General features: G+C 66.4%; 24 protein-coding genes. 13 read left to right on the forward strand and 11 right to left on the reverse strand.

Going from position 1 to position 22172, the window contains the following annotated elements; translation table 11 throughout:
• Nucleotides 1-26: 26 nt before the first annotated feature.
• Nucleotides 27-1355, forward strand: coding sequence for an aminotransferase class I/II-fold pyridoxal phosphate-dependent enzyme (locus ACTWPT_RS32475; protein ID WP_443181316.1), 1329 nt, complete (start codon nucleotides 27-29; stop codon nucleotides 1353-1355).
• A 3-nt stretch (nucleotides 1356-1358) separates the two neighbouring features.
• Here the strand turns inward: ACTWPT_RS32475 and ACTWPT_RS32480 are convergent, their stop codons facing one another.
• Nucleotides 1359-2705 carry an MFS transporter gene (locus ACTWPT_RS32480; protein WP_443181317.1) on the reverse strand — a complete coding sequence of 449 codons (1347 nt, stop codon included), beginning with the start codon at nucleotides 2703-2705 and terminating at the stop codon, nucleotides 1359-1361.
• Between the two features lie 214 nt (nucleotides 2706-2919).
• Entirely contained in the window at nucleotides 2920-3063 is a 144-nt protein-coding gene (locus ACTWPT_RS32485; RefSeq protein WP_443181318.1) for a hypothetical protein, read from the reverse strand.
• An 830-nt stretch (nucleotides 3064-3893) separates the two neighbouring features.
• Between ACTWPT_RS32485 and ACTWPT_RS32490 the strand changes: the two genes are divergently transcribed.
• Nucleotides 3894-4286 (forward strand): ImmA/IrrE family metallo-endopeptidase, encoded by a 393-nt coding sequence (locus tag ACTWPT_RS32490; protein WP_443181319.1) that lies wholly within the window; start codon nucleotides 3894-3896, stop codon nucleotides 4284-4286.
• 437 nt (nucleotides 4287-4723) lie between these two features.
• Entirely contained in the window at nucleotides 4724-5005 is a 282-nt protein-coding gene (locus ACTWPT_RS32495) for a hypothetical protein (protein WP_443181320.1), read from the forward strand.
• A 192-nt stretch (nucleotides 5006-5197) separates the two neighbouring features.
• On the opposite strand, the gene ACTWPT_RS32500 is transcribed toward ACTWPT_RS32495, so the two are convergent.
• The 3 genes from ACTWPT_RS32500 to ACTWPT_RS32510 form a co-directional block, all read right to left on the reverse strand.
• Entirely contained in the window at nucleotides 5198-5677 is a 480-nt protein-coding gene (locus ACTWPT_RS32500) for an RICIN domain-containing protein (RefSeq protein ID WP_443181321.1), read from the reverse strand.
• A gap of 423 nt (nucleotides 5678-6100) precedes the next feature.
• The gene (locus ACTWPT_RS32505; protein WP_443181322.1) at nucleotides 6101-6385 is read right to left on the reverse strand and encodes an ATP-binding cassette domain-containing protein; all 285 of its coding nucleotides are present in this window, start codon (nucleotides 6383-6385) and stop codon (nucleotides 6101-6103) included.
• Nucleotides 6382-6621, reverse strand: a complete 240-nt coding sequence (locus ACTWPT_RS32510; protein WP_443181323.1) for a hypothetical protein — start codon at nucleotides 6619-6621, stop codon at nucleotides 6382-6384. Before ACTWPT_RS32510 ends, ACTWPT_RS32505 begins: the two co-directional genes overlap by 4 nt.
• 465 nt (nucleotides 6622-7086) lie before the next feature.
• Between ACTWPT_RS32510 and ACTWPT_RS32515 the strand changes: the two genes are divergently transcribed.
• Together ACTWPT_RS32515 and ACTWPT_RS32520 are read left to right on the forward strand one after the other, a co-directional pair.
• A complete protein-coding gene (locus tag ACTWPT_RS32515) occupies nucleotides 7087-7623 on the forward strand; it encodes a LuxR C-terminal-related transcriptional regulator (protein ID WP_443181324.1) in 537 nt (178 codons plus the stop codon).
• A 321-nt stretch (nucleotides 7624-7944) separates the two neighbouring features.
• Nucleotides 7945-8823, forward strand: coding sequence for a hypothetical protein (locus tag ACTWPT_RS32520; RefSeq protein ID WP_443181325.1), 879 nt, complete (start codon nucleotides 7945-7947; stop codon nucleotides 8821-8823).
• A gap of 836 nt (nucleotides 8824-9659) precedes the next feature.
• Here ACTWPT_RS32520 and ACTWPT_RS32525 read toward each other — a convergent pair.
• Entirely contained in the window at nucleotides 9660-10067 is a 408-nt protein-coding gene (locus tag ACTWPT_RS32525; RefSeq protein ID WP_443181326.1) for a hypothetical protein, read from the reverse strand.
• Nucleotides 10068-10775: 708 nt separating this feature from the next.
• Here ACTWPT_RS32525 and ACTWPT_RS32530 point away from each other — a divergent pair.
• On the forward strand, nucleotides 10776-11423 hold the full coding sequence (locus tag ACTWPT_RS32530) for a M23 family metallopeptidase (RefSeq protein WP_443181327.1): 648 nt from the start codon (nucleotides 10776-10778) through the stop codon (nucleotides 11421-11423).
• A 427-nt stretch (nucleotides 11424-11850) separates the two neighbouring features.
• Here the strand turns inward: ACTWPT_RS32530 and ACTWPT_RS32535 are convergent, their stop codons facing one another.
• Complete coding sequence (locus ACTWPT_RS32535) at nucleotides 11851-13167, reverse strand: hypothetical protein (protein WP_443181328.1); 1317 nt, start codon at nucleotides 13165-13167, stop codon at nucleotides 11851-11853.
• A gap of 811 nt (nucleotides 13168-13978) precedes the next feature.
• Nucleotides 13979-15013, reverse strand: a complete 1035-nt coding sequence (locus ACTWPT_RS32540) for a hypothetical protein (RefSeq protein ID WP_443181329.1) — start codon at nucleotides 15011-15013, stop codon at nucleotides 13979-13981.
• On the opposite strand from ACTWPT_RS32540, the gene ACTWPT_RS32545 reads away from it, so the two are divergent.
• From ACTWPT_RS32545 to ACTWPT_RS32565, 5 genes are all read left to right on the forward strand, one after another.
• Nucleotides 15012-15335: a hypothetical protein gene (locus tag ACTWPT_RS32545; RefSeq protein ID WP_443181330.1), complete on the forward strand. Its 324-nt coding sequence runs from the start codon at nucleotides 15012-15014 to the stop codon at nucleotides 15333-15335. The two genes, ACTWPT_RS32540 and ACTWPT_RS32545, sit on opposite strands and share 2 nt — an antisense overlap.
• Nucleotide 15336: 1 nt before the next feature.
• Nucleotides 15337-15789 (forward strand): NUDIX hydrolase, encoded by a 453-nt coding sequence (locus ACTWPT_RS32550; RefSeq protein ID WP_443181485.1) that lies wholly within the window; start codon nucleotides 15337-15339, stop codon nucleotides 15787-15789.
• Between the two features lie 215 nt (nucleotides 15790-16004).
• Nucleotides 16005-16457 carry an SRPBCC family protein gene (locus ACTWPT_RS32555; RefSeq protein ID WP_443181331.1) on the forward strand — a complete coding sequence of 151 codons (453 nt, stop codon included), beginning with the start codon at nucleotides 16005-16007 and terminating at the stop codon, nucleotides 16455-16457.
• A complete protein-coding gene (locus tag ACTWPT_RS32560) occupies nucleotides 16454-16798 on the forward strand; it encodes an ArsR/SmtB family transcription factor (RefSeq protein ID WP_443181332.1) in 345 nt (114 codons plus the stop codon). Before ACTWPT_RS32555 ends, ACTWPT_RS32560 begins: the two co-directional genes overlap by 4 nt.
• A 47-nt stretch (nucleotides 16799-16845) precedes the next feature.
• Nucleotides 16846-17289 carry an SRPBCC family protein gene (locus ACTWPT_RS32565; RefSeq protein ID WP_443181333.1) on the forward strand — a complete coding sequence of 148 codons (444 nt, stop codon included), beginning with the start codon at nucleotides 16846-16848 and terminating at the stop codon, nucleotides 17287-17289.
• A 266-nt stretch (nucleotides 17290-17555) separates the two neighbouring features.
• Here ACTWPT_RS32565 and ACTWPT_RS32570 read toward each other — a convergent pair whose 3' ends face one another.
• On the reverse strand, nucleotides 17556-18335 hold the full coding sequence (locus ACTWPT_RS32570; protein WP_443181334.1) for a L,D-transpeptidase: 780 nt from the start codon (nucleotides 18333-18335) through the stop codon (nucleotides 17556-17558).
• A 217-nt stretch (nucleotides 18336-18552) separates the two neighbouring features.
• On the opposite strand from ACTWPT_RS32570, the gene ACTWPT_RS32575 reads away from it, so the two are divergent.
• Together ACTWPT_RS32575 and ACTWPT_RS32580 are read left to right on the forward strand one after the other, a co-directional pair.
• Nucleotides 18553-19353, forward strand: a complete 801-nt coding sequence (locus ACTWPT_RS32575) for a hypothetical protein (RefSeq protein WP_443181335.1) — start codon at nucleotides 18553-18555, stop codon at nucleotides 19351-19353.
• Between the two features lie 268 nt (nucleotides 19354-19621).
• The gene (locus tag ACTWPT_RS32580) at nucleotides 19622-19942 is read left to right on the forward strand and encodes a type II toxin-antitoxin system Phd/YefM family antitoxin (RefSeq protein WP_443181336.1); all 321 of its coding nucleotides are present in this window, start codon (nucleotides 19622-19624) and stop codon (nucleotides 19940-19942) included.
• Nucleotides 19943-20183: 241 nt separating this feature from the next.
• On the opposite strand, the gene ACTWPT_RS32585 is transcribed toward ACTWPT_RS32580, so the two are convergent.
• Nucleotides 20184-21689: a tripartite tricarboxylate transporter permease gene (locus ACTWPT_RS32585; protein WP_443181337.1), complete on the reverse strand. Its 1506-nt coding sequence runs from the start codon at nucleotides 21687-21689 to the stop codon at nucleotides 20184-20186.
• Between the two features lie 20 nt (nucleotides 21690-21709).
• On the reverse strand, nucleotides 21710-22171 hold the full coding sequence (locus tag ACTWPT_RS32590; RefSeq protein WP_443181338.1) for a tripartite tricarboxylate transporter TctB family protein: 462 nt from the start codon (nucleotides 22169-22171) through the stop codon (nucleotides 21710-21712).
• Nucleotide 22172: the final 1 nt, after the last annotated feature.

A 22172-nucleotide genomic window follows, 5' to 3' on the forward strand; every position in this document is an offset into this window, starting at 1 on the left:
CTTTGTATTAGTACATAATAAATTTTGTGCTAGAAACATATCGGATCACCGGTGGGACGGCCAGCGAGATAGCGGCCGGCGTCGAGGCCGCCGTGTCGGATGGGCGGCTGGTGCCGGGTGCGCCGCTGCCACCGGTCCGCGAGCTGGCCGCGCTGGCCCAGGTCAGCCCCAACACGGCGGCGGCCGCGTACCGGCTGCTGCGTGAGCGCGGCGTCGTGGAGACCGGTGGGCGGCGCGGCACCAGGGTCAGGCCCAGGCCCCCCAGCACGACCCGCGAGGACATCCGCATCGAGGCGCCGCCGGGCGTCCGCGACCTGTCCAAGGGCAACCCCGATCCCGTTCTGCTGCCGCCCCTGCACGAGGCGCTTGCCGCCGCCGCCCGCGTGCACCAGGACCGGCCCGCCATGTACGGGACGGACGATGACGAGGAACTCCTCGCCCTGGCCGGGGCCCGCCTGGGTGGAGACGGCGTACCGGCCGCGCCGCTGGCGATCAGCTCGGGAACCCTCGACGCGGTCGAACGTGTGCTGAACGCCTACCTTCGTCCCGGCGACGCGGTCGCGGTGGAGGACCCCGGCTGGACGGCGCTGCTGGACCTGGTGGCCGCGCTCGGCCTGCGTCCCGTGCCGATGCGGCTCGACGACGACGGCCCACTGCCCGGCGATCTCGGCAGGGCGCTGCGGGCCGGGGCCCGAGCCGTGGTGATCACTGCCCGCGCGCAGAACCCGACCGGCGCCGCCGTCACCGCCGATCGTGCCGCCGCCCTGCGAGCCGAGCTGACCGCGCACCCAGGGGTGCTGCTCGTCGAGGATGACCACGGCGACGGCTTCGTGGACGTCCCCCTGCATCCGCTGGCCGGGGCCACGGCCCGCTGGATACTCGTCCGCTCCACGGCCAAGGCGTTCGGTCCCGACCTGCGGCTCGCTCTGATCACTGGGGACCCGGTGACGCTGGATCGGCTGCGCGGGCGGCAGCGGCTGGCCGCGGGCTGGGTCAGCCACCTGCTGCAGCGGGCCGTGGCTCACCTGTGGCGCACGGGGGCGGTGGACACCGCCGCGGTGGCGGCCTCGTACGCCGAGCGGCGGGATGGGCTGGTCGCGGCGCTGGCCGCGCGTGGCGTCCCGGCACACGGCCGTACCGGGCTCAACGTGTGGGTGCCCGTCCCGGACGAGGCCGCCGCGATCACCCATCTGCTGGCCCGCGGCTGGGCCGCCGCGCCAGGCGCACGCAACCGGGTCGCCACGCCGCCCGCGCTCCGCCTCACCGTCTCCCCGTTGCGGCCGGGGGACATCCCGCAGCTGGCCGACGACCTCGCCGCCGCCGTACACCCGCCGTCACGCGGCCGGTACGGCTGAGCATCACTGGTGCTGATTCACGTGAATCACGGGCTTCGAAGGCACCAGACAGTGGGCCAGCACGCCGAGGGCTCCCACCACCAGCACCGCCAGCCCGGCCAGCGTCGCAGCGGCCCATCCGCCGTCCAGCGTGCCGAAGAACGCCGCACCGGTCACCGTGCCGCCGAGCACGCCCCCGGCCTCCTGCACGGTTCCGAGCACCCCTGCCGCGGCGCCCGCGCGCTCCCGCCGTACCCGGGACAGGACGGAGGAGATCAGCGGCGACATCAACAACCCCATCCCACCTCCGATCACGAGCAACGCCCCCGCCAACAGGTACGCCCCCGCCCCCCGTCCCACCACGTATCCCAGCAGCGCCAGCCCCGCCACCACCATCAGCGCGGCGACCGGCGGCGGCACCCGGCCGGCCCGCAGCGACGTGAGGAAGAAACCGGCGTTCAGCGCGGTGCACACGGCACCGGCGGCCAGCGGGCTCAGCGCGAGACCCTCCTGCAGGTACAGGGCGAGCACGAACGACAACCCCGCCGACGTGCCGAACAACAATGCCACCGCTACCAGCCCGCTTGCGAACCCCTTCTCCGCGAACACCGCCAGATCGAGCAGCGGCACCCGTCCGGAGGCCGCCAGCCGCCGTTGCCGCCGCACGAAGCCGGCCAGAAGCGGTGCCGCGGTAACCAGGCACCACCACGTCCACCCCTGCTCCCTCCCTTCGACCAGCGGCAGCACCACGGCCACCAGCCCGGCCGCGACCAGCGCGGCCCCGGTCAGGTCGAGATCGCGCCGATTGCCGGAGCCCGGAGTGCGGGGGAGCACCCGGCCGGTCAACGCCAGGGCCGCCGCCCCGATCGGCACGTTGACCAGGAAACAGGCCCGCCAGCCCAGCCCCAGGGGATCGGCGGCCACCAGCAGCCCGCCGATCGCCTGACCACTCACGCCGGCCAGGCCGACGGCGGTGCCGTACCAGCCGAACGCCCTGGCCCGGGCCGCGCCCTCGAACAGCTCGCCGAGCAGCGTGAGCGCCTGCGGCGCGAGCAGCGCTGCCGCGACGCCCTGCGCGACCCTGGCCAGCACCAGCGACCCGGCGTCGGGGGAGAGCCCGCAGGCCGCCGACGCCACCGTGAACAGTGCCAGCCCGGCGGCGAACACGCGGCGCCGGCCGTACAGGTCGCCGAGCCGCCCGGAGACGATCAGGCCGGCGGCGTAGGCGAGCCCGTACCCGGTGATCACGAGCTGCACGGCGGTGTCGCCCGCGCCCAGACCGGTCCGGATCGACGGTACGGCCAGGTTGGCGATGAAGAAGTCGAGGGTGGTCATGTACACGGCGACCAGCACGACAGGCAGCGCGATCATGGGACTCCAGGGGAAACGTCGGGCCATGGGAGAACACCGGCGGACGCCGAACGGTTGACCCTCACCCTGGAGCCGGCGGGTTTCGATCCCGTGCTGATCCGCTACGGACGCGTGCGCCCACCCATCCACCGATCGGTGGATATCGCCGACCGCGCTCACACGGTGGTTGAGATCGAGGCGCGGACCGTCATCGGCTGGCGGCTCAGGTCGGGCCTTAGGCGTCGCGGCTGTGCAGCAGCAGGCCGCCGACCAACAGCGCCGCGGCGGCCCACTCAACGGTCACGCCGAGGCCGGCCCAGGGACTGATGGGCAGGCTACGGAGATCGGTGGTGGCTTGGATGGCGAGCCCGGCGCTCATCGGCGCGATCTTCTGGAGCAGGCGCTGCGACCTTCCAGAAGTTGTGCATGATCACAAACTAGGAGGGGCCCGGGCCGTGCCACATCTGTCTTTCGGCCTATCTTGAGTCGGCACGGCTACTTCACCCGGGCCGTGCCAGCGGTTGGCCACGACTGTGATGTCCTGAGCCATCGATGACAGGCGTGCCGGCAAAGTTCGATGAACCCTCGAAACACGCTGGCGACCGGAGTCTTCCCCGCGTCTGCAGGGAAGATTCCGACGTCATTTTCACGCTGCAGATGACGACGAACGTCCGGCGACACTGGTAGTCGGCCACTGGGTCGTCTGGCAGGCGGAGGAGAACGCCGAAGGCGTGATCCGCCTGCTGGTGACCGAGGAACGGCTCGACCGTAATCCCGTACACGGGCGGTTCCTGACGCATCCGGGCGATGGCCGAGGGACATGTGGATGCCTTCCTCGGCCGAGCTCTACACGAGCCGTTCCGATTCAGCCCACACCAGTGACAGGGATGAGATGAAGCCTGACGCGTGCGGTGTTCGACTCGCGAACAAGCCCCGATACGCCGAACATTCGACAGCCGAATCGTGCGATCGAACGATTGGGCGCGGCAGGGCAGTCGAGATCATGATGTGCATGGTCGCTACCGATTCTGGAGGGGCGCAGTCGGCTCTGTTGATGACGGGCAGGCGAGGCGGTCGGTGTGAGGTGACCGAAGCGACTTTCGGCATTCTGGGCCCGGTACGGGTTCGCGTGGACGACCGGCGGTTACACACCACGGAGCGATCATCAGCACACTCGACCGCGAACACGGTTTGCACGCCGATTCCCTAGTGGCGCTAACCGAATACCAACAGCACTGGTCGGCGATCACCGTTCGCACGCCGAACGTTCCGGTCATCATCAACAACCCACAGCACAGCGCTGGCCGCCAGAACAGCAACATCACCCACGAGTTGGCGCACCTCATCCTGAAACACAGGCCAGGCGCCATCCAGACGATCTACGGATGCGTAATGCGCGACTTCGACGAGGTACAAGAAGCCGAGGCCGCCCTTCTTGGAGAGGCCCTCCTCGTGCCATGCGTCTCGCTCGAATGGGCCGCGCGTCGGCAGATGGATCTTCCCATGACCGCACGCTGGCTCGGCGCTTCGGAAGACCTGGTCCGCTATCGCGCCAACGCCACGGGCGTCAAGCGACAGTACAGGGGTTGCATCGCGGGTTGACGAACATCTTCGGACGGGGCAAGCAGCCGAGAGAGGCGCGCCTCAACGTTCAACTCGACATCGGCCGGTCTCGTTCGAAGGTTCACCTGCTGTCGTTGTGGTTTGATCTCTGTCACCTGGTGACAGGCGATCTTGGTGGCAAATTGATGGCAAACGATCAAAAGGCCGCCCCCCGATCTCCGGGAAACGGCCTCTGAGCTGGGCAAACTCTGTGGGGCTACCAGGACTTGAACCTGGGACCTCTTCCTTATCAGGCAAATCGAACACATATACGGATCACGACGAGCGCGCCTGTGACCTGCATTCGACCGTCCACCAACGTCTGTGATCAACCTGGGTCGTTGTCACGCAGTTGGACACTCAGGCTGTAACACTGGAGGGCATGTGACCTGCCCCGACGTTCACCGCGAACCCTCATAGCGATACATCAGAAACATTTGATCGGTACCGAGCTGAGCGGGCAGTGGCCGCTGCTATGGGAGCGTGAAATGGGACTTTTAGTCTTTATCATCAAGACCGCCGAAACCGAGGAGACCGTGACCTACGGGTACGGCGGAGGCCCCGACGACCTCGTGGGCGTGGTGAGCCTTCATAAGGCGACCTGCACCCCAGAGGATGAAGACGCCCTGCCGAGGGAGGCCCGGATCGCTCTTCGGGCCATCTTCAGAGGAAAGTCGAAGACCGGCGACTGGCCGCACTACTACACCTACGCAGCCTGACCACCGCCCCCCAATGTTACAGCTCAATCGTGCGAAGCACGCAGGAGACGCGCGAAGCGCCTTTCATGCTGTTCCCTCGACCGTCCGGGACACCGGGGACAGGGTGTCCCCCGACACTGTCCCCGGACGCACCCGCTTGCGGCAGCCGCTACCCGCGCAGCACTTCCGGGCATAACCTCACTTAACGCCCGCTCAGTACCACTTCTGGTAAGAGGTGCTGTTACAGTCTCTGAGTTTGACGCCCAGGGAGACGCTCGCTGCGAGGCACTTACCGCTCTGCAGATTTTCAATCCTGTCGTACTGGGTCCAGTACCACCGCTGGTACAAGTTGCCCCTGCAGTCGACGAGTCTGATGCCCTTCTCGACGCTCCCGTCGAGGCACTTGCGGCTCTGCTGGTGAACGATACTTATACCGTTCATCGACCACTCGCTGTACCACTTCTGGTAGGTGGTGCCGTTGCAGTCTCTGAGTACGACGCCGATGACCTCGGACGCGGCGAGGCACTTACCGCTCTGCGCGTGCTTAATTTCCGGGAACGCATTGGCAAGGACGGAAGCCTCGGACAACTGCGACGATCCTGATTGCTGTTGGGCGGCGGCCGGTGTGGCGACAGTCATGGTGATCGCAGTTGCTGCCACAGCTGCGGTTTGGATAATGGCACGGTAATCCATCGTTCTCCCCGGGGATATCGCGGCTGCCGGTTGGACAGCAAGAAACGTCTGCCGACATGCGGGCTGTCGTCCCGGCTGACGTTAGCGAGGGGCGGTATATCGCGGGTATGTCAGTGCTCCGGACAAGCCAAGTCGGACACCGACTTCGTCGATCTTGACCATGGTCAACCGCTACACACACGCGTCGCCCGAGGGTCTGTACGGTGTGTGAAAGCGCACAGGTCATGGGGCAGCAGGCGCCACTGGCAGCTGGTCCGGCTCTGAGAGTGTGTCCCTGAGATGTCCCTCTTGACCACTGACATTGTTGCAGGTCAAACCGGAAACAGGGTGGGCCGCGCGGCGCCTGCTTGGCAGGGCCTTTTCCAGCGCGGCCTCCCTCCGAACCACGCGGACTGGTTTCCCAGTACGTGGCTCTCCAGCGATCTATGCCGCGTGGTGGCGGAGACCTTCACCGTCGCCTGGCGGCGCGTGGAGGAACGTACGCCTGGTCTCCGACAGCCCGCTGACGTCCGTCCCGCCGATCAGGACCGAGCCCGAGGTGGGCGGGTCCAGGGCGGCGGCACAGTTCAGCATCGTGCTCTTCCCCGAGCCCGACGGACCCATCACCGCCACGAACCTGCCCCGCGGAAAGGCCAGCGTGACCTCGTCCAGCGCGACCAGGTCGCCGTAGCGTTTGGTGACCCGGTCCAGGGTGACGAGCGGCGTCACGAGCGGCGCCGGTTGACGTGGTACACCACCAGGCCCACCCCGGCGGCCAGGCCCACCACCCCGCCCGCCAACCCGATCAGGGTGAGCTCGCCGCCCATGGCGATGTTCGACACCAAGTTCACCGCCACCCCCACGACGAGCACCACCCACAGCAGCGCGCCCAGCACGGAACCACCCCGCTTGCGCGGGGGCGCAGACGGACGGGAAAGGGGATCGATTCGATACGGATCACTCATGAGGACAACGCTAGGAATCAGCCCCGTGAGGGAGAATCCCGCTCTCCACCCGATCGCAGGTACAGCTTGCTGTAGTACCGGCGTTCACGCGCCGCCGACGGGTTCTTCGGGCTTGTCTTCCGGCCCGGGAAGCTTCGGCCTCATGGCGATGCGCCAGAGAGTGATCCGTTTAGCAGGAAATTTCGTGATCGAGGCGGCTCCTGGCATGGGTACGGGAATCTGCACAACTGTCCCGGCCATCCCCGCGGAGCTGAAGTCCGGGCCCCGCCCCGGCCGTCTCCCCGACGCCGGCCTGGAGTCCGACCCCCGCCCCGACTCCCTTGTGGGAACGTGACCATGCCGCCGATACGTTTGATCATCGTGGACGACCACCCGATCGTCCGCGACGGCCTACGCGGCATCTGCGCCGCCGACGAGGCCTTCGAGATCGTCGGCTAGGCCGCCGACGGCCCTGAGGCCCTTGCGGTGGCCCTGCGCACCAACCCCAACGTCGTGCTCTTGGACCTCCGTATGCCGAGGATGACCGGCGCGGAGGTCATCCGCCGCCTCCGTGAGCAGACCCCCGGCATCCATGTCCTGGTGCTGACGACTTTCGACGACGACGCCGACGTCCTGCCCGCGATCGAGCAGGGCGCCACCGGTTACCTCCTCAAGGACACACCCCGCGCAGAACTCCGTCGTGCCGTGCAGGCGGCGGCCCGCGGCGAAACCGTGCTGTCCCCGGCCGTGGTCGGCGTCCTGCGGCACAAGGCCCAGGAGCCGGAACCGCGGACGCTCAGCCCGCGTGAGCTCGAGGTGCTCAGGCTCATCGCCCGCGGGGCGACCAACCGAGAGATCGCCGGCCGGTTGTTCATCACTGAGGCGACGGTGAAGACGCATTTGCTGCATGTCTTCGCCAAGCTCGAGGTGAAGGACCCGGGCGGCCGCGGTGGCGGCGGCGTACGAGACAGGTCTGCTCAAGCCGGCGGCCGGCGACTGAGCCGACTCCACAAGTCATCCTGACAGGCCTCCACATCTCGCCTTGCGCGAAACGACCCTAATCACCTGTGGCAAACCTCCGGGTGACCAGGGGATTCGAGCAGGATGAACGGCGAATGACGGCGGAGCGACATCCTTCCGCCGAGCCGCTGCGGCCAGCTGTCGTGCCCATTGACCTGGCAAAACATGAGCATCCCTCTGAGGGTGTCCGTCTTGCCCCGAAACCTGAGGTTTTCTGACACAGGAATGTTTCGATCATGGTGACGGATGGTCAACTTGCCCTCATTCTCTGTTATGGTCCCTTCTTGTCCAAAAATTGGGACAACCTATACCTATAGGAGGATCATGAGGCGCACACAGAGGATGGTCGCCCTTACCACGGCGCTGGCGGCGGTCACCGCTCCCCTGCTGGCCATCGCCTCTCCGGCGGCCGCCCAGCCCGCCAAGACCACTGCCACCCAGTCGGTGCAGAACCTGCCGCTGGACTGGCTCACCCTCGACGCCCTCACCGGCACCCAGCTGACGCAGCGTGTCAAGCAGCTGCTGGGCAAGGGCTATGTTCCCGAGGCGTTGAGCGTGTCGAATGCGGCGAACCCGCAGTACACGTCCGTGTGGATCAAGGACACCACCCGCAAGGTGAACGTCCTGCAGGGCCTGTCGGGCACCAACCTGCAGAAGACCATCAGCGACCAGGTGAAGGCCGGCTTCCAGCCCGCCATGATCACCGGTACCGGCGTGGGCGCGGAAGCGGTCTTCGCGGCGGTCTTCGAGAAGACCACGGCGCAGGTCAAGTCCCAGCTGAGCATGACCGCGGAGGCCTTCGCCAAGGTCAACGCCGAGTTCAGCGCCGCCGGCTACGCCATCTCTTCGCTGGACGTGTACGGCACGGTCGAGAGGCCGCTGTACGCGGCCGTCTGGGTCGCCGGCGCCGCCTCGGGCAGCGTCCAGGTGACCCTGGGCCAGACCGTGCAGCAGCGCGGGCAGGAGCTCCTGGCGAAGGCGAAGCAGGGCCTGCGTCCCGTCGTCATGGCCGTCGAGCCCGGCAAGCTCTACGCCACCGTGTGGAGCAAGGGCAGCGCGACCGGGCTGAAGGAACACCTGAACCTGTCCCGTCTGACCTACACGCTCCAGGCCACGAAGATGAAGGCGCTGGGGTACCAGCCGACCATCCTGGACACCGAGGGTGGCGTCTTCGCGTCGATCTGGGCCAAGGCCAGCAGTTAAGACCCGTCGGTCCGCCCGATGATCGATATCAGCGACGGCAGGCCGGCGATCGTGGGCTGAGTCCGGCACAGGAAGAGTGTGCCGGACTCAGCACCACGATAATGCAGGTCAGCGTCGACTGGGGCCGCCAGAGCGCCAGGCGTGCCATCTGATGGGCACGAGAGCGGCGTTCGCCCGGGTGAGGGGCTACGTCTTCTGGTAGCTGTCGACGTCGTTCACCTCGAACTCCAGGGTGAAGCTCCCCGTCCCAGCGGTGGACATCGAAACCTGGCACCGACCTGCTCCAACTGACCGGCCAGCGCTCTACAAGCAAGCGTGCATAGCTTTCTCGCCATGAGAAAGCGATCTTCCGTACTCGCCCTCCTGGCGGCCACCGCCGTGCTCCCCGCGCCCTCGGCCGCGTCCGCCTCCCCGGGCTCGCCCGCCGGACAGGCCAAAACCTTCTCTTTCCGCGGGATGAACCTGAAGCTCCCGCCCCGTTTCGGTAGACCTGCGACAGCGTCGTAGTGGTGACCGGCCTGTTGTGCAGAGGCCCGATTGCCCGTTCAATTCCAAGCTCAGCTGGTACGCGGGCGGAAAGGCCACCTATAGGGGGCTGCGGCAGCTCGGCCACGGGCACACGGCGAGGTTCACCACCCGGCCGAACAAAGCGTGCTCCCGGAAGGCGTCTGGAGCACCCTCGCCGGCTTGCGCTGGTGCGAGATCACTGGACTCCAGCGGGGGATCCCCACGCTGGACGCTGGAACCGTCCGGGTAGAGCATCCACTTGATCCAGATCATGGTAAGGGATGGCCGATCTTCACCCCGCGCAAGCCGGCAGTGGGCAAGCGGCTAGCTCAGCAGCCCTTGACTCGGGTCACGGAATACGGCTTGTAGACGGCGGCGTAGAACTTCTTCTTGCCCTTGGTGTGGGCGTTGACCGTCATGCAACGGTACTTGGCTGCCTTGTCACCGACCGAGCCCTTCCTGACGAACATGATCCGGACACTGACCTTGTGGCTGCAGTGGTTGTTGAAGTAGATGGTCACAGTCGTATTGCCCTCGCCCCAGGAGTAGTTGGCCCACTTGCTCCTGGGCTTGGTGCACCTGACACTGTCGCGCTCGATCGCGGCTCCGGCTGATGTCGTTGCGGCGGTGGCCTTTGCGGTGCCTACCTGTGCGGAGGCGGCCGTTGCCGGGGTCAGCAGCAGGCCTGCCGCAGCGGCGGAGCCGAGGAGAACGGATACGAGCTTCTTGCGATGCATGCTTCAACCTCATGAAGGTGAATAGATCTTGACTAGATCACCATACAGGCCATCCCAAATCCGAGTAAAGGTCGGGCCTTATCGATCCATCGAACGGCTCGGCGCCCAGCGTCGTCCGGGATGTGGGGGTGTGGAAGGCGTCTTGGATGGGTGCCAGGCGGTCTTGGGCCAGACCCGAATCTGTGATTTTGGACGCATATAAAGGCATGACGTGGAGAGCCGCAAAATTTCATGTCGCGGAGATTGATGAAAAGAACTTTCAGGGATATGTTCATGATCGACCCGCCCTTCCCAATGGGCGGTGAGATGTCGAAATGTTCCCTGGCGGCGATCTTCCCCTCCCGTCGAGGTTGATCACCATGCCGCCAACGTAGTTCGTCGCCATGGGCTCATCGACATCAAGGAACTGGGCGCCTAACCGTATCCCCCCATACGCACCTGTTCAGAGAGGTGAGCATGCCCACAACCGCCAGACCGAGCCGGCCGACGACCCTCAGATCCGCGATCACTGCCCTGTTATTCACTCTCGCGGCAGCGCTGATTCCCCAGGCCGCCTCAGCACAGAGCATCAGCGTCCTGGCTGTGTCTCACAAGAGCCCGTTCAATTGCGGGAAGACCTTCTACGCCAACAATTGGACCCCCAGTCACAACCCATCGGGTTCCATCGACTGGCAGGACTATGGGGGCGATGACATCAACGGTGAAACGGTGCGTGCCACCGCCTCGGGCACCGCGTACTTCTACGACGCGGGCAGCACGAGCTACGGCAAGTGGATAGAGGTCCGGCACAGTGACGGCAGCAGAACCCGCTATGCCCACCTCGCGACCATGGTGAGGTCGGCCGGCGGCTCGATGAGCGTCAGCCAGGGCACCACGATCGGGACCGTCGGCTCGACGGGCGGCTCAAACGCTCCGCACCTGCACTACGAACAGCGGACCTCCACCGGCGCGGTGGACACCAGCCCGACCGTGGACGGCGTGACCGTGTCCTTGGGCGAGAAGAAGGCCATTACGAGCACCAACGCCTGCAGCAGCAACCCCTACACCCCTGAGGAGGTCTGCGGCAGCGGTTACACGGTCATCGACTCCGCCGGCCTCACTGGTGGTCGCACTTACCTGCTCTACAACTCGGGCAACGGCTACAACTGCGTCGTGACTCTGAAGACGACGAACCTCGGCTCACCGTCCGCGATGTCGGCCTTCTTGGAGCCGCAAGGGGAAAGCAGGACGACCGACTCGGGCAGCTACGGCTACTACGCGGGGCCTGTTAGGCGCGACGCGGCCGCACAATGCGTCAGGTGGGGCGGCTCGATCGGCAGCAGCTCATACACCAGCCCCTTCGAACACTGCGGTTGAGAACGTGACCCATTTGCTGGCCGGTCCTTGAAGCGTTCCTCCAGCGACTGGCCTCTCAGCTGCACAACAGGTCAAAGGCTACTGCCCGATCATGCTGGGGCGTGGCCTTTGACCTGTGGTGGAGCAGCCTGGCGACTCCGGCAGCCGGTGAGGAATCCGGCGAGCCCAAGCCTGAGCGGCTCCCCTCATTCGCACAGGGTCAGCCTGGATTCGACGTATTCGCCATCGCTCTCTTCCCAGCGTCCTCCATCTCCTCTACAGCGCCCCATGACCGCAGTCGCCGGATCTTCGCCTTCATCTCATCGAGCTCGTCCATGTGTGTCTCCAAGCTCGTCAGGTCTGATGGTGGTGCCGCTCAGCAACCACCAGGCACACAGCAAGACGAACCCATCGGCGACATACTGCGAGTGGGATGCGGCGCCGTCGGTCATTTCAGGCCGGCGAGGAAGGCTTTGGCCAGCTTCGCTACGGCCTGTTGCGCGACGGAGGACTCGAAGACCGGCTCCTGGTAGCCTTCGGCGCCGATGACGCCGCCGCCGGTCGTCGTACCTCTGAAGGCGAACTCGACCGTCCGGTCGCCGATCAGTGCCTTGATCAGGACCTCCTGTGTGGGGCCCTCATCCGTCCTGCCCGGCCTGGTGGTGGAGGAGACCACGGCGAACGCCTTTTCACCGAGCCCGGAGAGCTCTTGGCGGGGCTCGTAGTCAGTGTGGATGTTGTCATCGCCGATGCCGCCCTTGCCGTGGTAGCGGTCGTACTTCTTGGCATCTCGATCGAACTGGAACTTCGATCCGAGGCCGTCGCTGCCCCAGTCGACCACGTGGATGCGCAGCTCGCCGCCGCGAGCGGTGAACTCCTGCCCGGGCTTGTGCTCGACCGCCTCCCCGATGCTCCAGGTGCAGGTGGTCTGCTTGATCCTGCCGTCATTACCGCTGACGGATGGTCCTTCAGCGGTGGGGAAGAATGCCGACTCGACGTCTTTTGCGGTCAGGATCGCGCACGGCCCGGCAAGCTTTACCTTGCCGGCGTCCTTGGCCATTTCCGCGGTGATGCGTTCGGCGACCTTACCGGCCTCGGCCCGCACCTCGTCGCCGGAGGGGTACTTGTCGCCCGTCCGGTTGCTGCCGCCATACTCGACCTGGATCAGCCAGGGCCCCTGCCGGACGAACACGGTGGTCTTGAGTCCGCTGTGTCCGATCCAGGTCTGGCTGTACGCCGCGTCACCGTACTCCAGCTCCTTGAGCTCGCCGAACGCCGAGCCGGAGGTCTTTCCGTCGATCCGCTTGCCGTCCCGGACGTTGACCCGCCGCTCGTGCCCTTCCTTGTCTTTGTCGAACTGATCCTTGGCGTACTCGACCGCGCTCTGGCTTTCGGTGCTCCGGGCTCCCACTGAGAAGCTCAGTGTGCGATGGCCGATGATGCCGTTCCCGACGTCCATCTTGGAGTTGTGCCACTCGCAGGCCGCCCGCTTCTCCCTTTCGGTGGCGGCGCCTGTGGACGAATCCCTCCCGCCGTACCGGCCATCGGTGACCAGGCTCTTGCGGAGGCCGTCCGGAATGGCGGCGCAGAGCTGGTCGCCGGTGATCGGCCGCAACTTCACCTTCTCGGCCGCCGGCGACGGCGACCGGACCGGATCACGCCGGTCGTAGGTGAAGCTCGAAGATGGCTCGGGTTCGCCGCCACCGCTGCGGAGGAGCACCCAGGCCCCGGCCAGTCCGGCGATCAGGACGACGACGCCGAGCACGGCGAGGATGGCGATCAGCGGCCCCTTCCCACCGCCGCCGCTACGCCGGGGAGGCGACCACTGCCCGCCAGGACCGTGTGGTGCAGGCGCCCCCGGCCCTCCAGGACCACCCGGTGCAAACCCTCTCGGCGCGATCGGCGGAAATCCACCGGCATGCCGGCCCGGAGCTCCAGCCAGGCCCGGTGTTCCTGGCGCACCGGGGCCTTGCGGCTGCCGGGCGGGCGGGAATGGTGTGGACATCGGCGACCTCTCGGAACAGACCAGCGATTGTTCGAGGGAACCCCAGTGCAATGCGGGCCCTCGCCAAGTGAAAGGAAGCGACCGAAACCATGCTCGGCGATGTCACACCAAGGCCACCTGAGCCATTCGTGCCGCATGTGGCAGCCGCACCTGGTGCGCAGCCGTGACGGCTGCGCCGGCCGACGGACCGTGTCGCATGTCCTCCACTTTGCGTCCTGGGACGAAAGGGCACCTGCTGTCCCCTGTTGTCGGCAGCTACCCCGGCCGCAAGGCATGCTTCGCCTCGTGCGCCTGCACCGTGACTGTTGCGAGCCTACGGACAGTGGGAATGCGGGCGTGTCAGGTGAACTCCTGACAACGAGGTCACGGTTCGATTGAGTCGTGTGAAGCGCCGGGATGGAGCGCTAGTCGCCAAACCTCCGGCCATTCCGGTCCGCTCGCCTTAGCTCGTGATCGTTTGCAACCGTCTCGACCAGCAGCAGACACACCAATGGGGCTTTTGCACGGCTCGCCCGGCCGGGGTTGCCCGGAGGGCCCACCGCCGTCGTCGGTGGAGAACCGGCCCTGGTTCCTACGGGATGATGATCGACAGGTTGGTCTGCCAGTCCACGGGGAGTTTCCTGATGGACAGCGTGCCGTCACCGGGCGTCCAGGCGACGATCATGCTGGCGTAGTCGCTCTCCTGCGGATAGGCGTCCGCGGTCGTGACAAATGCGCCTGCGAACACCAGCCGCCCGTCCGGCGTCCAGCGCATCCTGCGGGTCTTGACGTCGATGGGCACGGGCATCGACGGGAGGTGCGCCCATTCCAGGGTCTCGGTGTCCAGCACCCAGACGTCGAGATACTCATGCGGGCCCGAGGTGGGGGCGAGGAACGGGACGGCGATGTACCTGCCGTCGGGGCTGACCTCGCCGTCCTTGACTTCGCCCGCGGCGGTCGGCCTGGCGATCGGCCGCTCCTTCTCGGTGCCGGGGATCACCAGGGCGAGGTTCTTGCCCGGCCGCTCCACCAGCACCTCCTGGGACGTCGCCGCCACAATCCGGGGGTACCTGGTGGTCTTCCGCAAGCTGGCATGGGCTAGGAGGATGGACTCGTCCCTGTGCCTGGCGTGCAGGCCGTACGGCGTGTCGTCGAACGGCAGGGCACCGCAGTAGCTCCAGCGGGGACGGCGCAGGATCTTCCCGTCCTCGGCCTGCTTCCGTATCGCGCACGGACCGTCGTAGACCGGCTGGTCCGTGATCCAGAAGCCCGAGTCGTCGAAGGCGGGAAACGCATTCCAGCCGGTGGCCAGCTTCCGCGCCTCGTAACCCTTGAGCAGGTACAGCCGTCCTTGGTTGACTGCGGGTCCGCTCACGACTATCAGGGTGTGTCTGCCGTGGACGAAGGTCGAGAGGGTGACGCGCGGATCCAGATCCGGCAGGCCCGAGACGGGCGTCGAGGCGCCGGTGTCGACATCCAATATCGCCGGGGCCATGCTGGCCGGACCGTTGCCGCTGACGAGCAGACGAATCCCGTTACCGGGGCCGAGCGGCTGTCCGGAGAAGGGGCCATAGCGGCTCTGGATGGGGCTTGCTGTGACCTGCGCGGCCGCCGCGGTGGGCCGCATGGCCGGGGGTGTGGAGGCGCAGCCGACCAAGCACGCCAGGACCAACAGCGGAAATTTCCTGATCGCCCCCGACGAGGCCCGCGCCATGGGGAGAAGCTACATGATGATTGCCGAAAAGGAGCCTCGGCATGGCAATTCCTACCCCTCTTCGATCTCTCCCCGCCTGCGCATCACCTCGATGAGCATCGGGATATCAATATTCATGATCGGGACGTTAGGTGATCGCTTCCCGGACCGGCGCGTGGTGCTTCAGGTCCGCGTGGTGATCAAGTCATCATGGCTTTCCCGTAAAGTGCATGAACATGGGCATTCCCACACCTGACATGACGGCTTGCCTGACCCGAGGGGGTCGACCGGCCTTTGTCGTGAACGTTGAGGTGTTCTTGGAGCGGGATAGCCGCTGGCTGCTCATCCAGCGCGGCAGCGGGGAAGCTCATGCTGCTGGTTTGCTCGCTGGCGTCGGCGGAAAGGTCGAGACCGACGGTGCCGGGGTCGATGTGCTCGAGGAGACCGCGCGCCGGGAGGTGGCGGAGGAGATCGGCGTCGACCTGACCGGAGTCGAGCTCGCCTACGTGGAGAGTGGGTTCTTCGTGACCGACGATGGCGACCCGGTGATCAATGTGGTGTTCCGGGGGCAGATGCCTGCTCACGCCACGCCCGTGGCCGCCTCGCCGCAGGAGGTGGCCGGGTTCGTCTGGCTCACGGCCGCTGAGGCCGAGGCAGACGATGACTGCCCGCCGTGGGTTGTACGCAGTCTGCGGCGTGCGGCGTACTGACTCAAGGACACCTCTCGTTCCTGAACGTGGAATGGGTTTCGCCCAACCGCCCTGCGATGGGCAGCGCACCGGCCTCACCATGCCCGAGCAGCGGTCGGGGCGGGGCCTCGAACGGCTCGACTGTCGCGCAAGCGCAACTGATGGTTGCACAACCGTGGATCGCGCGCTAGCGTGAGGTGCAACCAAACGTTGCGTGTCGAGAGAGAGTGAAGAGTATGGAGTACGGCAGCATAGAACGCGAGATCCATGTCGACGCCTCACCCGAGGTGGTCTTCGAGGTCGTCAGCCGCCCTGAGCACATCTCGAAATGGTGGACCGACGAGGCCGACGTCGAAGCGACTCCTGGCGCTGTCGGTGAGCTTGTCTGGGGCGACCGGGTAGACGTCGTTCCGATCATGGTGGTGAACGCCGAGCCGCCTCGATTGTTCTCGTTCCGCTGGTGCCATCCCGACGGCAAGGTCGACGACTCCGCCAACTCACTGCTGGTCACCTTCGAGCTCACCCCGTCGGGCACGGGCACGAGGATTCGGCTCACAGAGACCGGATTCCGGGAGATGGGCTGGGAGGCCGCCAAGTTGGAGGAGCAGTACCGCGAACACAGCGTCGGCTGGGACACCTTTGTGCCCCGGCTCGGGGAGTACGTCGCGCGGCTGGTGTCAACCCCATGACCGCCGCCGTCGACGACGACCTGTGGTCCGCGGTCGGGGATCCGACCCGTCGGCGAATGCTCGACCTACTCCTGGCGGATGGCAGTGGCACCGCCACCAGCCTCAGCGAGCAGCTGCCCGTGACACGGCAGGCCATCGCGAAACATCTCGGCGTGCTCGACCGCGTCGGATTGGTGCACGCGTCGCCTGCCGGGCGAGAGCGGAGGTACCGGGTGGATGAAGAGCAACTAGCCCGCGCGGTCGCTCAGTTGTCCTCGGTAGGGGCAGCGTGGGACGCCAGGCTCCGGCGCATCAAGCAGATCGCCGAGGCGATCCAGCGCAGCAAAGACACACAGCAGTGAATTCACAAAATTCAGCCGAGAACCAACTCTGGAAAGAGGAATCGAAAATGGTAGACATCCTGCACAGAGTGGGAATCAAATCGTCGGTGGCCGAGGTCTACACGGCCTTGACCACCGTCGAGGGGCTTGCCGGCTGGTGGGCGACCAACACACAAGGCGAAGGCGACGACCTCGGCGGCGTGCTCCAATTCCGGTTCGAAGCCGGCGGATTCGACATGAAGGTCCTCGAGCTTCACCCAGGCAAGCGCGTGCTGTGGGAGGTGGTCGACGGACCCGAAGAATGGATCGGCACGCACGTGATCTGGGATCTCAACCAGGTCGACGACGACACCATCGTTCTCTTCAAGCACGAAGGCTGGAAGGAGCCGGTGGAATTCATGCACCACTGCAGCACCAAGTGGGCGCTCTTTCTGATGAGCCTGAAGTCGCTGATCGAAACCGGGAAAGGCGCTCCGGATCCCCACGACGTCAAGATCGACAACTGGAACTGACGTTCCGGTCGATTCAGAAGCGAATCCGGGGTCTGGCACCGTCGTCGGAATCAAGACACCGCCTCCACTGGCAGCATCGATGCCGGTGGAGGTGGTTCGTGGTGGTGGTGTACCGCAGGGGGTGTGTGGAGCTGTTGGCGTGGGCATGGGCGTTGCCGTCACCCGTCGCCTACTGCCTGCTTCATGCCCCCGGCCGGGCGATGGTAGGGGGCTTCAAGGAGCTCGCGTTGGTGCATGGCGAGGACCGTTGGCCGCCGCCCTCATCCTCAGGGAGCGATCAGAACCGGAGTCCCCAGAGGCAGTCCTGCCAGCACCTTGAGCGCGCGAGCAGGCACCCGGATGCAGCCGTGCGTGACCGCCTTGCCGAACACCTTCCGGTCCGGCCAGCCGTGGAAGGCAACAGTGCCGGGACCCCCGCCGAAGGTGTCGAGCGTCGCCGAGTGCGTGCCGAGCGGCAGGATCAGCGGGCTGTAGGTCTTCTTCTTCGGCGACATCAGGGCCAGCAGGAAGGTTCTGCCCACCGGGGTGGGCGTCTCAGGGCCGCCGATGGCCACCGTCCAGGTGCCGAGCTTCTTGCTCGCGTTCATCACGGTCAGCTGCTTGGTGCCCAGCTTCACGATGGCGCGGTAGTTGCTGCGCGCCTTCTTCAGGCCCTTGGCCTTGATCCAGCCGGTCACGTGGTTGGGCTTGCTGGGCAGGAGCACGCGGTACCAGCCCTTGCGCGCCTCCACCACCGGGACCCAGGTCTGGCTGCCGAGCTGCTCCGCCGGGAGGGTGGCCGCGGGCTTGCCGCCGGGTTGGGCGTAGACGGCCACCGTGCGTGCGGGGTGGACCACGAGGCCGCTCAGCTTGCCGTACGTGTCGGTGTCCTGCGGGAGGCCGCTCAACACCGTGAACGTGGTGGCCTTGGGGAGTGCGGACGCCGTGACCGAGGCGTCGGCGGCGAGGGTGACGGGTGACGCGGCGACGCCGGCGGGGGTCGAGGCGACGAGGCTCATGGCGACGAGCGTGGCGCCGATGAGTCGGCGGGGGGCATCGAGCGGCACGATCGGCTCCTGAGGTTCTATGACGCATACAACACGAACGCGTAACCATCTGACCTGCTAGATAACGGTTTGGAACGTTTGAAGCTCATTGGCCAGCAGGTGTGACATTTTTACACAGATGAGCCCTGTGAGGCTCCAGCTCACTCATACACCCCGAGGTGCGGCCGTGACACCCCCCAGACTTTCCTTAGTTCGTCGCTGGATCACAGCGGCACTCATGCTCGCAGTGGCAGCGCTCGCGGTGCTCGCCATCTCCAATACGGCCTCGGCTGGAGCGGTCCAGGGAACGCCGCGCGGCGACAACGGCGACGTCAAGGTCCACAAGTGGACGACGCCGGAGGACGACCAGAGCAACGAGCCGCACGTCTGCGTGTTCTATCTGGTCGGGTTCAAATTCGACAAGGGCGAGCAGGTGAACTGGTGGATCAAGTCCTGGCCGCCCACGGGCAACCAGACGACGGTGAAGAGCGGTGCCCTCGTGCTCGACAAGGACGGGCATGGCCGTACCGTCGACATGACCCTGCCGAACGGGCACTACAAGCTGTTCTGGAGCTTCGAGGGCCAGAAGGGCGGGCCCAAGCACAAGGAGTTCAAGGTCGAGTGTGAGCCCACGCCGACGCCGACGGTGACGCCCACTCAGACGGTCACCCCGACGGTGACGCCCACTCCGACGGTCACTCCGACGGTGACGCCCACTCCGACGGTCACTCCGACGGTCACTCCGACGGTCACTCCGACGGTGACGCCCTCCGAGACACCCACGCCGACGGGCACTCCGACTCCGACGTCCACACCCACTGCGACGCCCACGGTGACCCTCACTCCCACGCGGACGCCCACCTCGACGCCGACGCCGAGCAACACGCCGACCCCCACCCACCCCGGTAAGGGTGATCATGGGACGACGGTGACCCACGAATGGCTCGAGTGGGACGAGAACGTCCCGCAGACGCAGGACCAGCCCAAGCCCGCTCCCACCCCGACGCCGGTGAAGACCAACATCCCGGTCACCGGCTGACACGCGACACCGAACGACGGAGGGCCCGGATCAACGCGATCCGGGCCCTCCGTCCTCTCTCAGCTCCAGACGAGTATGCCCAGCGGATCCGCGAGCATCGCGTTCACGCCGAACTCCTGACTCTCTGCCGGCAAACGTGAGCCGGTCACCACCCGGAGAGGCAACGTCGGCCCGGGAAGCGATATCCCCCCGCGTCCGGTCGCTTCACCAGCTACGGCCCGGGTGCAACCTTGTAGCGCCGAATGGCACAACGCTGGAGACTCCAGATGTGAGCGCTCCTGAGTCTGGTCACTCCCATGAGATCTCTCAACGCGACCTGCGCAATCGGTCAGCGGAGATCATGGATGGCCTGGAACGTGGGGAGCGGTACGCCGTTACCCGTAATGGCCATCACATCGGTGATCTGGTCCCTCTCCGCCGCCGGCGCCGGGCCGTGTCACGCGCCGAGTTCGCTGCCGTGTCGTGTGGCATGCCACGACTAGACGACCGTAAATATCGCGAGGACATGGACAGCCACGTCAACGACGATCTCTACGACCCTTACGATCGCGCATACGGCAGGCGCGAATTCGCGGAAGACGAGGGATGACCCACGCCCTAGGGCTGCTCGACACCAACATCCTCATCCTGCGCGCCGGCATCGACCGAACCCGCTTCCTCTGTACACCTGTAATTCCAAGGATTTCAAAGACCTTGATCGTCTGCTCACCGTAGTCCCGGTAACCCGTCCGCAGCGGGCCGGTGCATGAATGGAAAGCACTCAAGAAGCGGCAGCGCACAGCTGGACCGGCGACCCCTGATTTCCGGCTTGCACACGGGATCCAGCAGACCTACTCCTCCTCGGCGAACACGATCTCGCGCCGCTTGCGGATCGTCGGGAGGACGGCGACGACGAGCGCTGCCGCGGCCAGGGCCAGGAGCACCGCGGAGATCGGTCGGGTCAGGAAGACCGACGCGTCGCCGCGGTGGATGATGAGCGCCCGCCGCAGGTTCTCCTCAACCAACGGCCCGAGGACGAAGCCGAGCAGTAGTGGCGCCGGCTCGCAGCCGCACTTGATCAGGATGTAGCCCAGGGTCCCGAAGAACACGATCGCGTAGACGTCATACGCGTTGAACCCCAGGGAGTACGTGCCGATCGAGGCGAACAGGATGATCATCGGGAACAGCACCTGGTACGGGATGCGTAGCATGCGCACCCAGACGCCGATCAGCGGCAGGTTCAGCAGCACGAGCAGCACGTTGCCGATCCACATCGACGCGATCAGGCCCCAGAACAGCTCCGGTTCATCGACGATGACGTTCGGGCCGGGGGTTATGCCGTGGACGATGAAGGCGCCGACCATCAGCGCCATGACCGGGTGGGCGGGCAGACCCAGGGTGAGCAGCGGGATGAACGACGTCTGTGCGGCGGCGTTGTTCGCCGACTCGGGGCCGGCGACGCCCTCGATCGCGCCGTGCCCGAACTCCTGCTGCCGCTTGGAGATCCGCTTCTCGACCGCGTACGAGGTGAACGAGGCCAGCACGTGACCACCGCCGGGCAAGACGCCGAGCGCGGCGCCGAGACCGGTACCTCGCAGGATCGGGCCGACGATCCGGCGCCGGTCCTCGCGGGTCGGCCAGAGGTTCTTCACCTTGCTGATGACCGCCGTGCGAGTCTGCTCGTTCTCCAGATTGCGAAGGATCTCGGCCACCCCGAACATGCCGACGGCGACCGACACGAAATCGATGCCGCCGTACAGCTCGCGCTGGTCGAACACGAACCGGGGCGTGCCGGTGTAGATGTCCTGGCCGACCGTGCCGAGCAGGACGCCGAGCGCGATCATCGCCAGTGCCTTGAGCGCCGAGCCACGCGCCAGCGCGATCGACACGATCAGGCCGAGCAGCACCAGCGAGAAGTATTCGGCCGGGCCGAACTGCAAGGCGACGCGGGCCAGCGGTGGGGCCGCGACAGCCAGCGCGACCGTGGCCACCGTACCCGCGATGAAGGACCCGACCGCGGCGGCGGCCAGCGCCGCGCCGGCCCGGCCCTGCCGGGCCATCTCGTGCCCGTCCAGCGCGGTGACCGCCGCCGACGACTCACCGGGCAGGTTGATCAGGATGGCGGTCGTCGAGCCGCCGTACTGTGCGCCGTAATAGATGCCGGCCAGCATGATCAGCGCCGTCACGGGCTCGAAGCTGAACGTGATCGGCAGCAGCATCGCCACCGTCGCCGTCGGTCCGATGCCGGGCAGCACGCCGACCGCCGTCCCGAGGAGCACTCCTACGAAGCAGTAGAGGACGTTCTGGACCAGGAGGGCGGTGGAGAAGCCCAGGGCGAGGTTGTCGAGAAGTTCCATGCCTCAATCCGGATGCCGCGTCAGAACCCCAGCCACGGGCCCCATAGCGGGATCCGCAGCTGAAGTCCGACGACGAAGATGAGTGTGCTGGCCACGGTCAGCCCGGCGGCCACGGCCACGGCCGTGAGCGGCCGTACGCGCGAGCTGGCCAGCGTGGTGAGCAAGGCGGTCACCGCCGAAGTCGGTACGAATCCGAGGCCCCGGACGGTGAATCCGAAGAACAGGACCGCGACCACGATGACGGCGACCGCACGCCAGGGGATCGGCCCGAACGAGATCACCTCGCCGGCGATGAGTCCCTTGATGACGATCGCCAGGCCCAGGGCGGCCACGATCGCGCCGACCAGCAGCGGGAAGGCGCCGGGGCCCATCCGCAGCGGGGTGCCCAGCTCGTAGCCGAGCGCCCCCACCACGAATGCGCCACCGATCACGACGAAGATTCCCCCGGCGAGGACGTCGGGGAAGGACCGGCGGCGCTCCACC

Source organism: Nonomuraea sp. 3N208 (assembly GCF_052245935.1).
In the GTDB taxonomy this organism is placed as follows: domain Bacteria; phylum Actinomycetota; class Actinomycetes; order Streptosporangiales; family Streptosporangiaceae; genus Nonomuraea.

What these genes read in the sequence shown, in the direction of transcription:
- ACTWPT_RS32480 (WP_443181317.1), bottom strand. Translation starts at nt 2,705, where the DNA reads ATGATCGCGCTGCCTGTCGTGCTGGTCGCCGTGTACATGACCACCCTC.
- ACTWPT_RS32485 (WP_443181318.1), bottom strand. Translation starts at nt 3,063, where the DNA reads ATGAGCGCCGGGCTCGCCATCCAAGCCACCACCGATCTCCGTAGCCTG.
- ACTWPT_RS32500 (WP_443181321.1), bottom strand. Translation starts at nt 5,677, where the DNA reads ATGGATTACCGTGCCATTATCCAAACCGCAGCTGTGGCAGCAACTGCG.
- ACTWPT_RS32510 (WP_443181323.1), bottom strand. Translation starts at nt 6,621, where the DNA reads ATGAGTGATCCGTATCGAATCGATCCCCTTTCCCGTCCGTCTGCGCCC.
- ACTWPT_RS32520 (WP_443181325.1), top strand. Translation starts at nt 7,945, where the DNA reads ATGAGGCGCACACAGAGGATGGTCGCCCTTACCACGGCGCTGGCGGCG.
- ACTWPT_RS32525 (WP_443181326.1), bottom strand. Translation starts at nt 10,067, where the DNA reads ATGCATCGCAAGAAGCTCGTATCCGTTCTCCTCGGCTCCGCCGCTGCG.
- ACTWPT_RS32545 (WP_443181330.1), top strand. Translation starts at nt 15,012, where the DNA reads ATGGCCGGGGGTGTGGAGGCGCAGCCGACCAAGCACGCCAGGACCAAC.
- ACTWPT_RS32540 (WP_443181329.1), bottom strand. Translation starts at nt 15,013, where the DNA reads ATGCGGCCCACCGCGGCGGCCGCGCAGGTCACAGCAAGCCCCATCCAG.
- ACTWPT_RS32550 (WP_443181485.1), top strand. Translation starts at nt 15,337, where the DNA reads ATGACGGCTTGCCTGACCCGAGGGGGTCGACCGGCCTTTGTCGTGAAC.
- ACTWPT_RS32555 (WP_443181331.1), top strand. Translation starts at nt 16,005, where the DNA reads ATGGAGTACGGCAGCATAGAACGCGAGATCCATGTCGACGCCTCACCC.
- ACTWPT_RS32560 (WP_443181332.1), top strand. Translation starts at nt 16,454, where the DNA reads ATGACCGCCGCCGTCGACGACGACCTGTGGTCCGCGGTCGGGGATCCG.
- ACTWPT_RS32565 (WP_443181333.1), top strand. Translation starts at nt 16,846, where the DNA reads ATGGTAGACATCCTGCACAGAGTGGGAATCAAATCGTCGGTGGCCGAG.
- ACTWPT_RS32575 (WP_443181335.1), top strand. Translation starts at nt 18,553, where the DNA reads ATGCTCGCAGTGGCAGCGCTCGCGGTGCTCGCCATCTCCAATACGGCC.
- ACTWPT_RS32585 (WP_443181337.1), bottom strand. Translation starts at nt 21,689, where the DNA reads ATGGAACTTCTCGACAACCTCGCCCTGGGCTTCTCCACCGCCCTCCTG.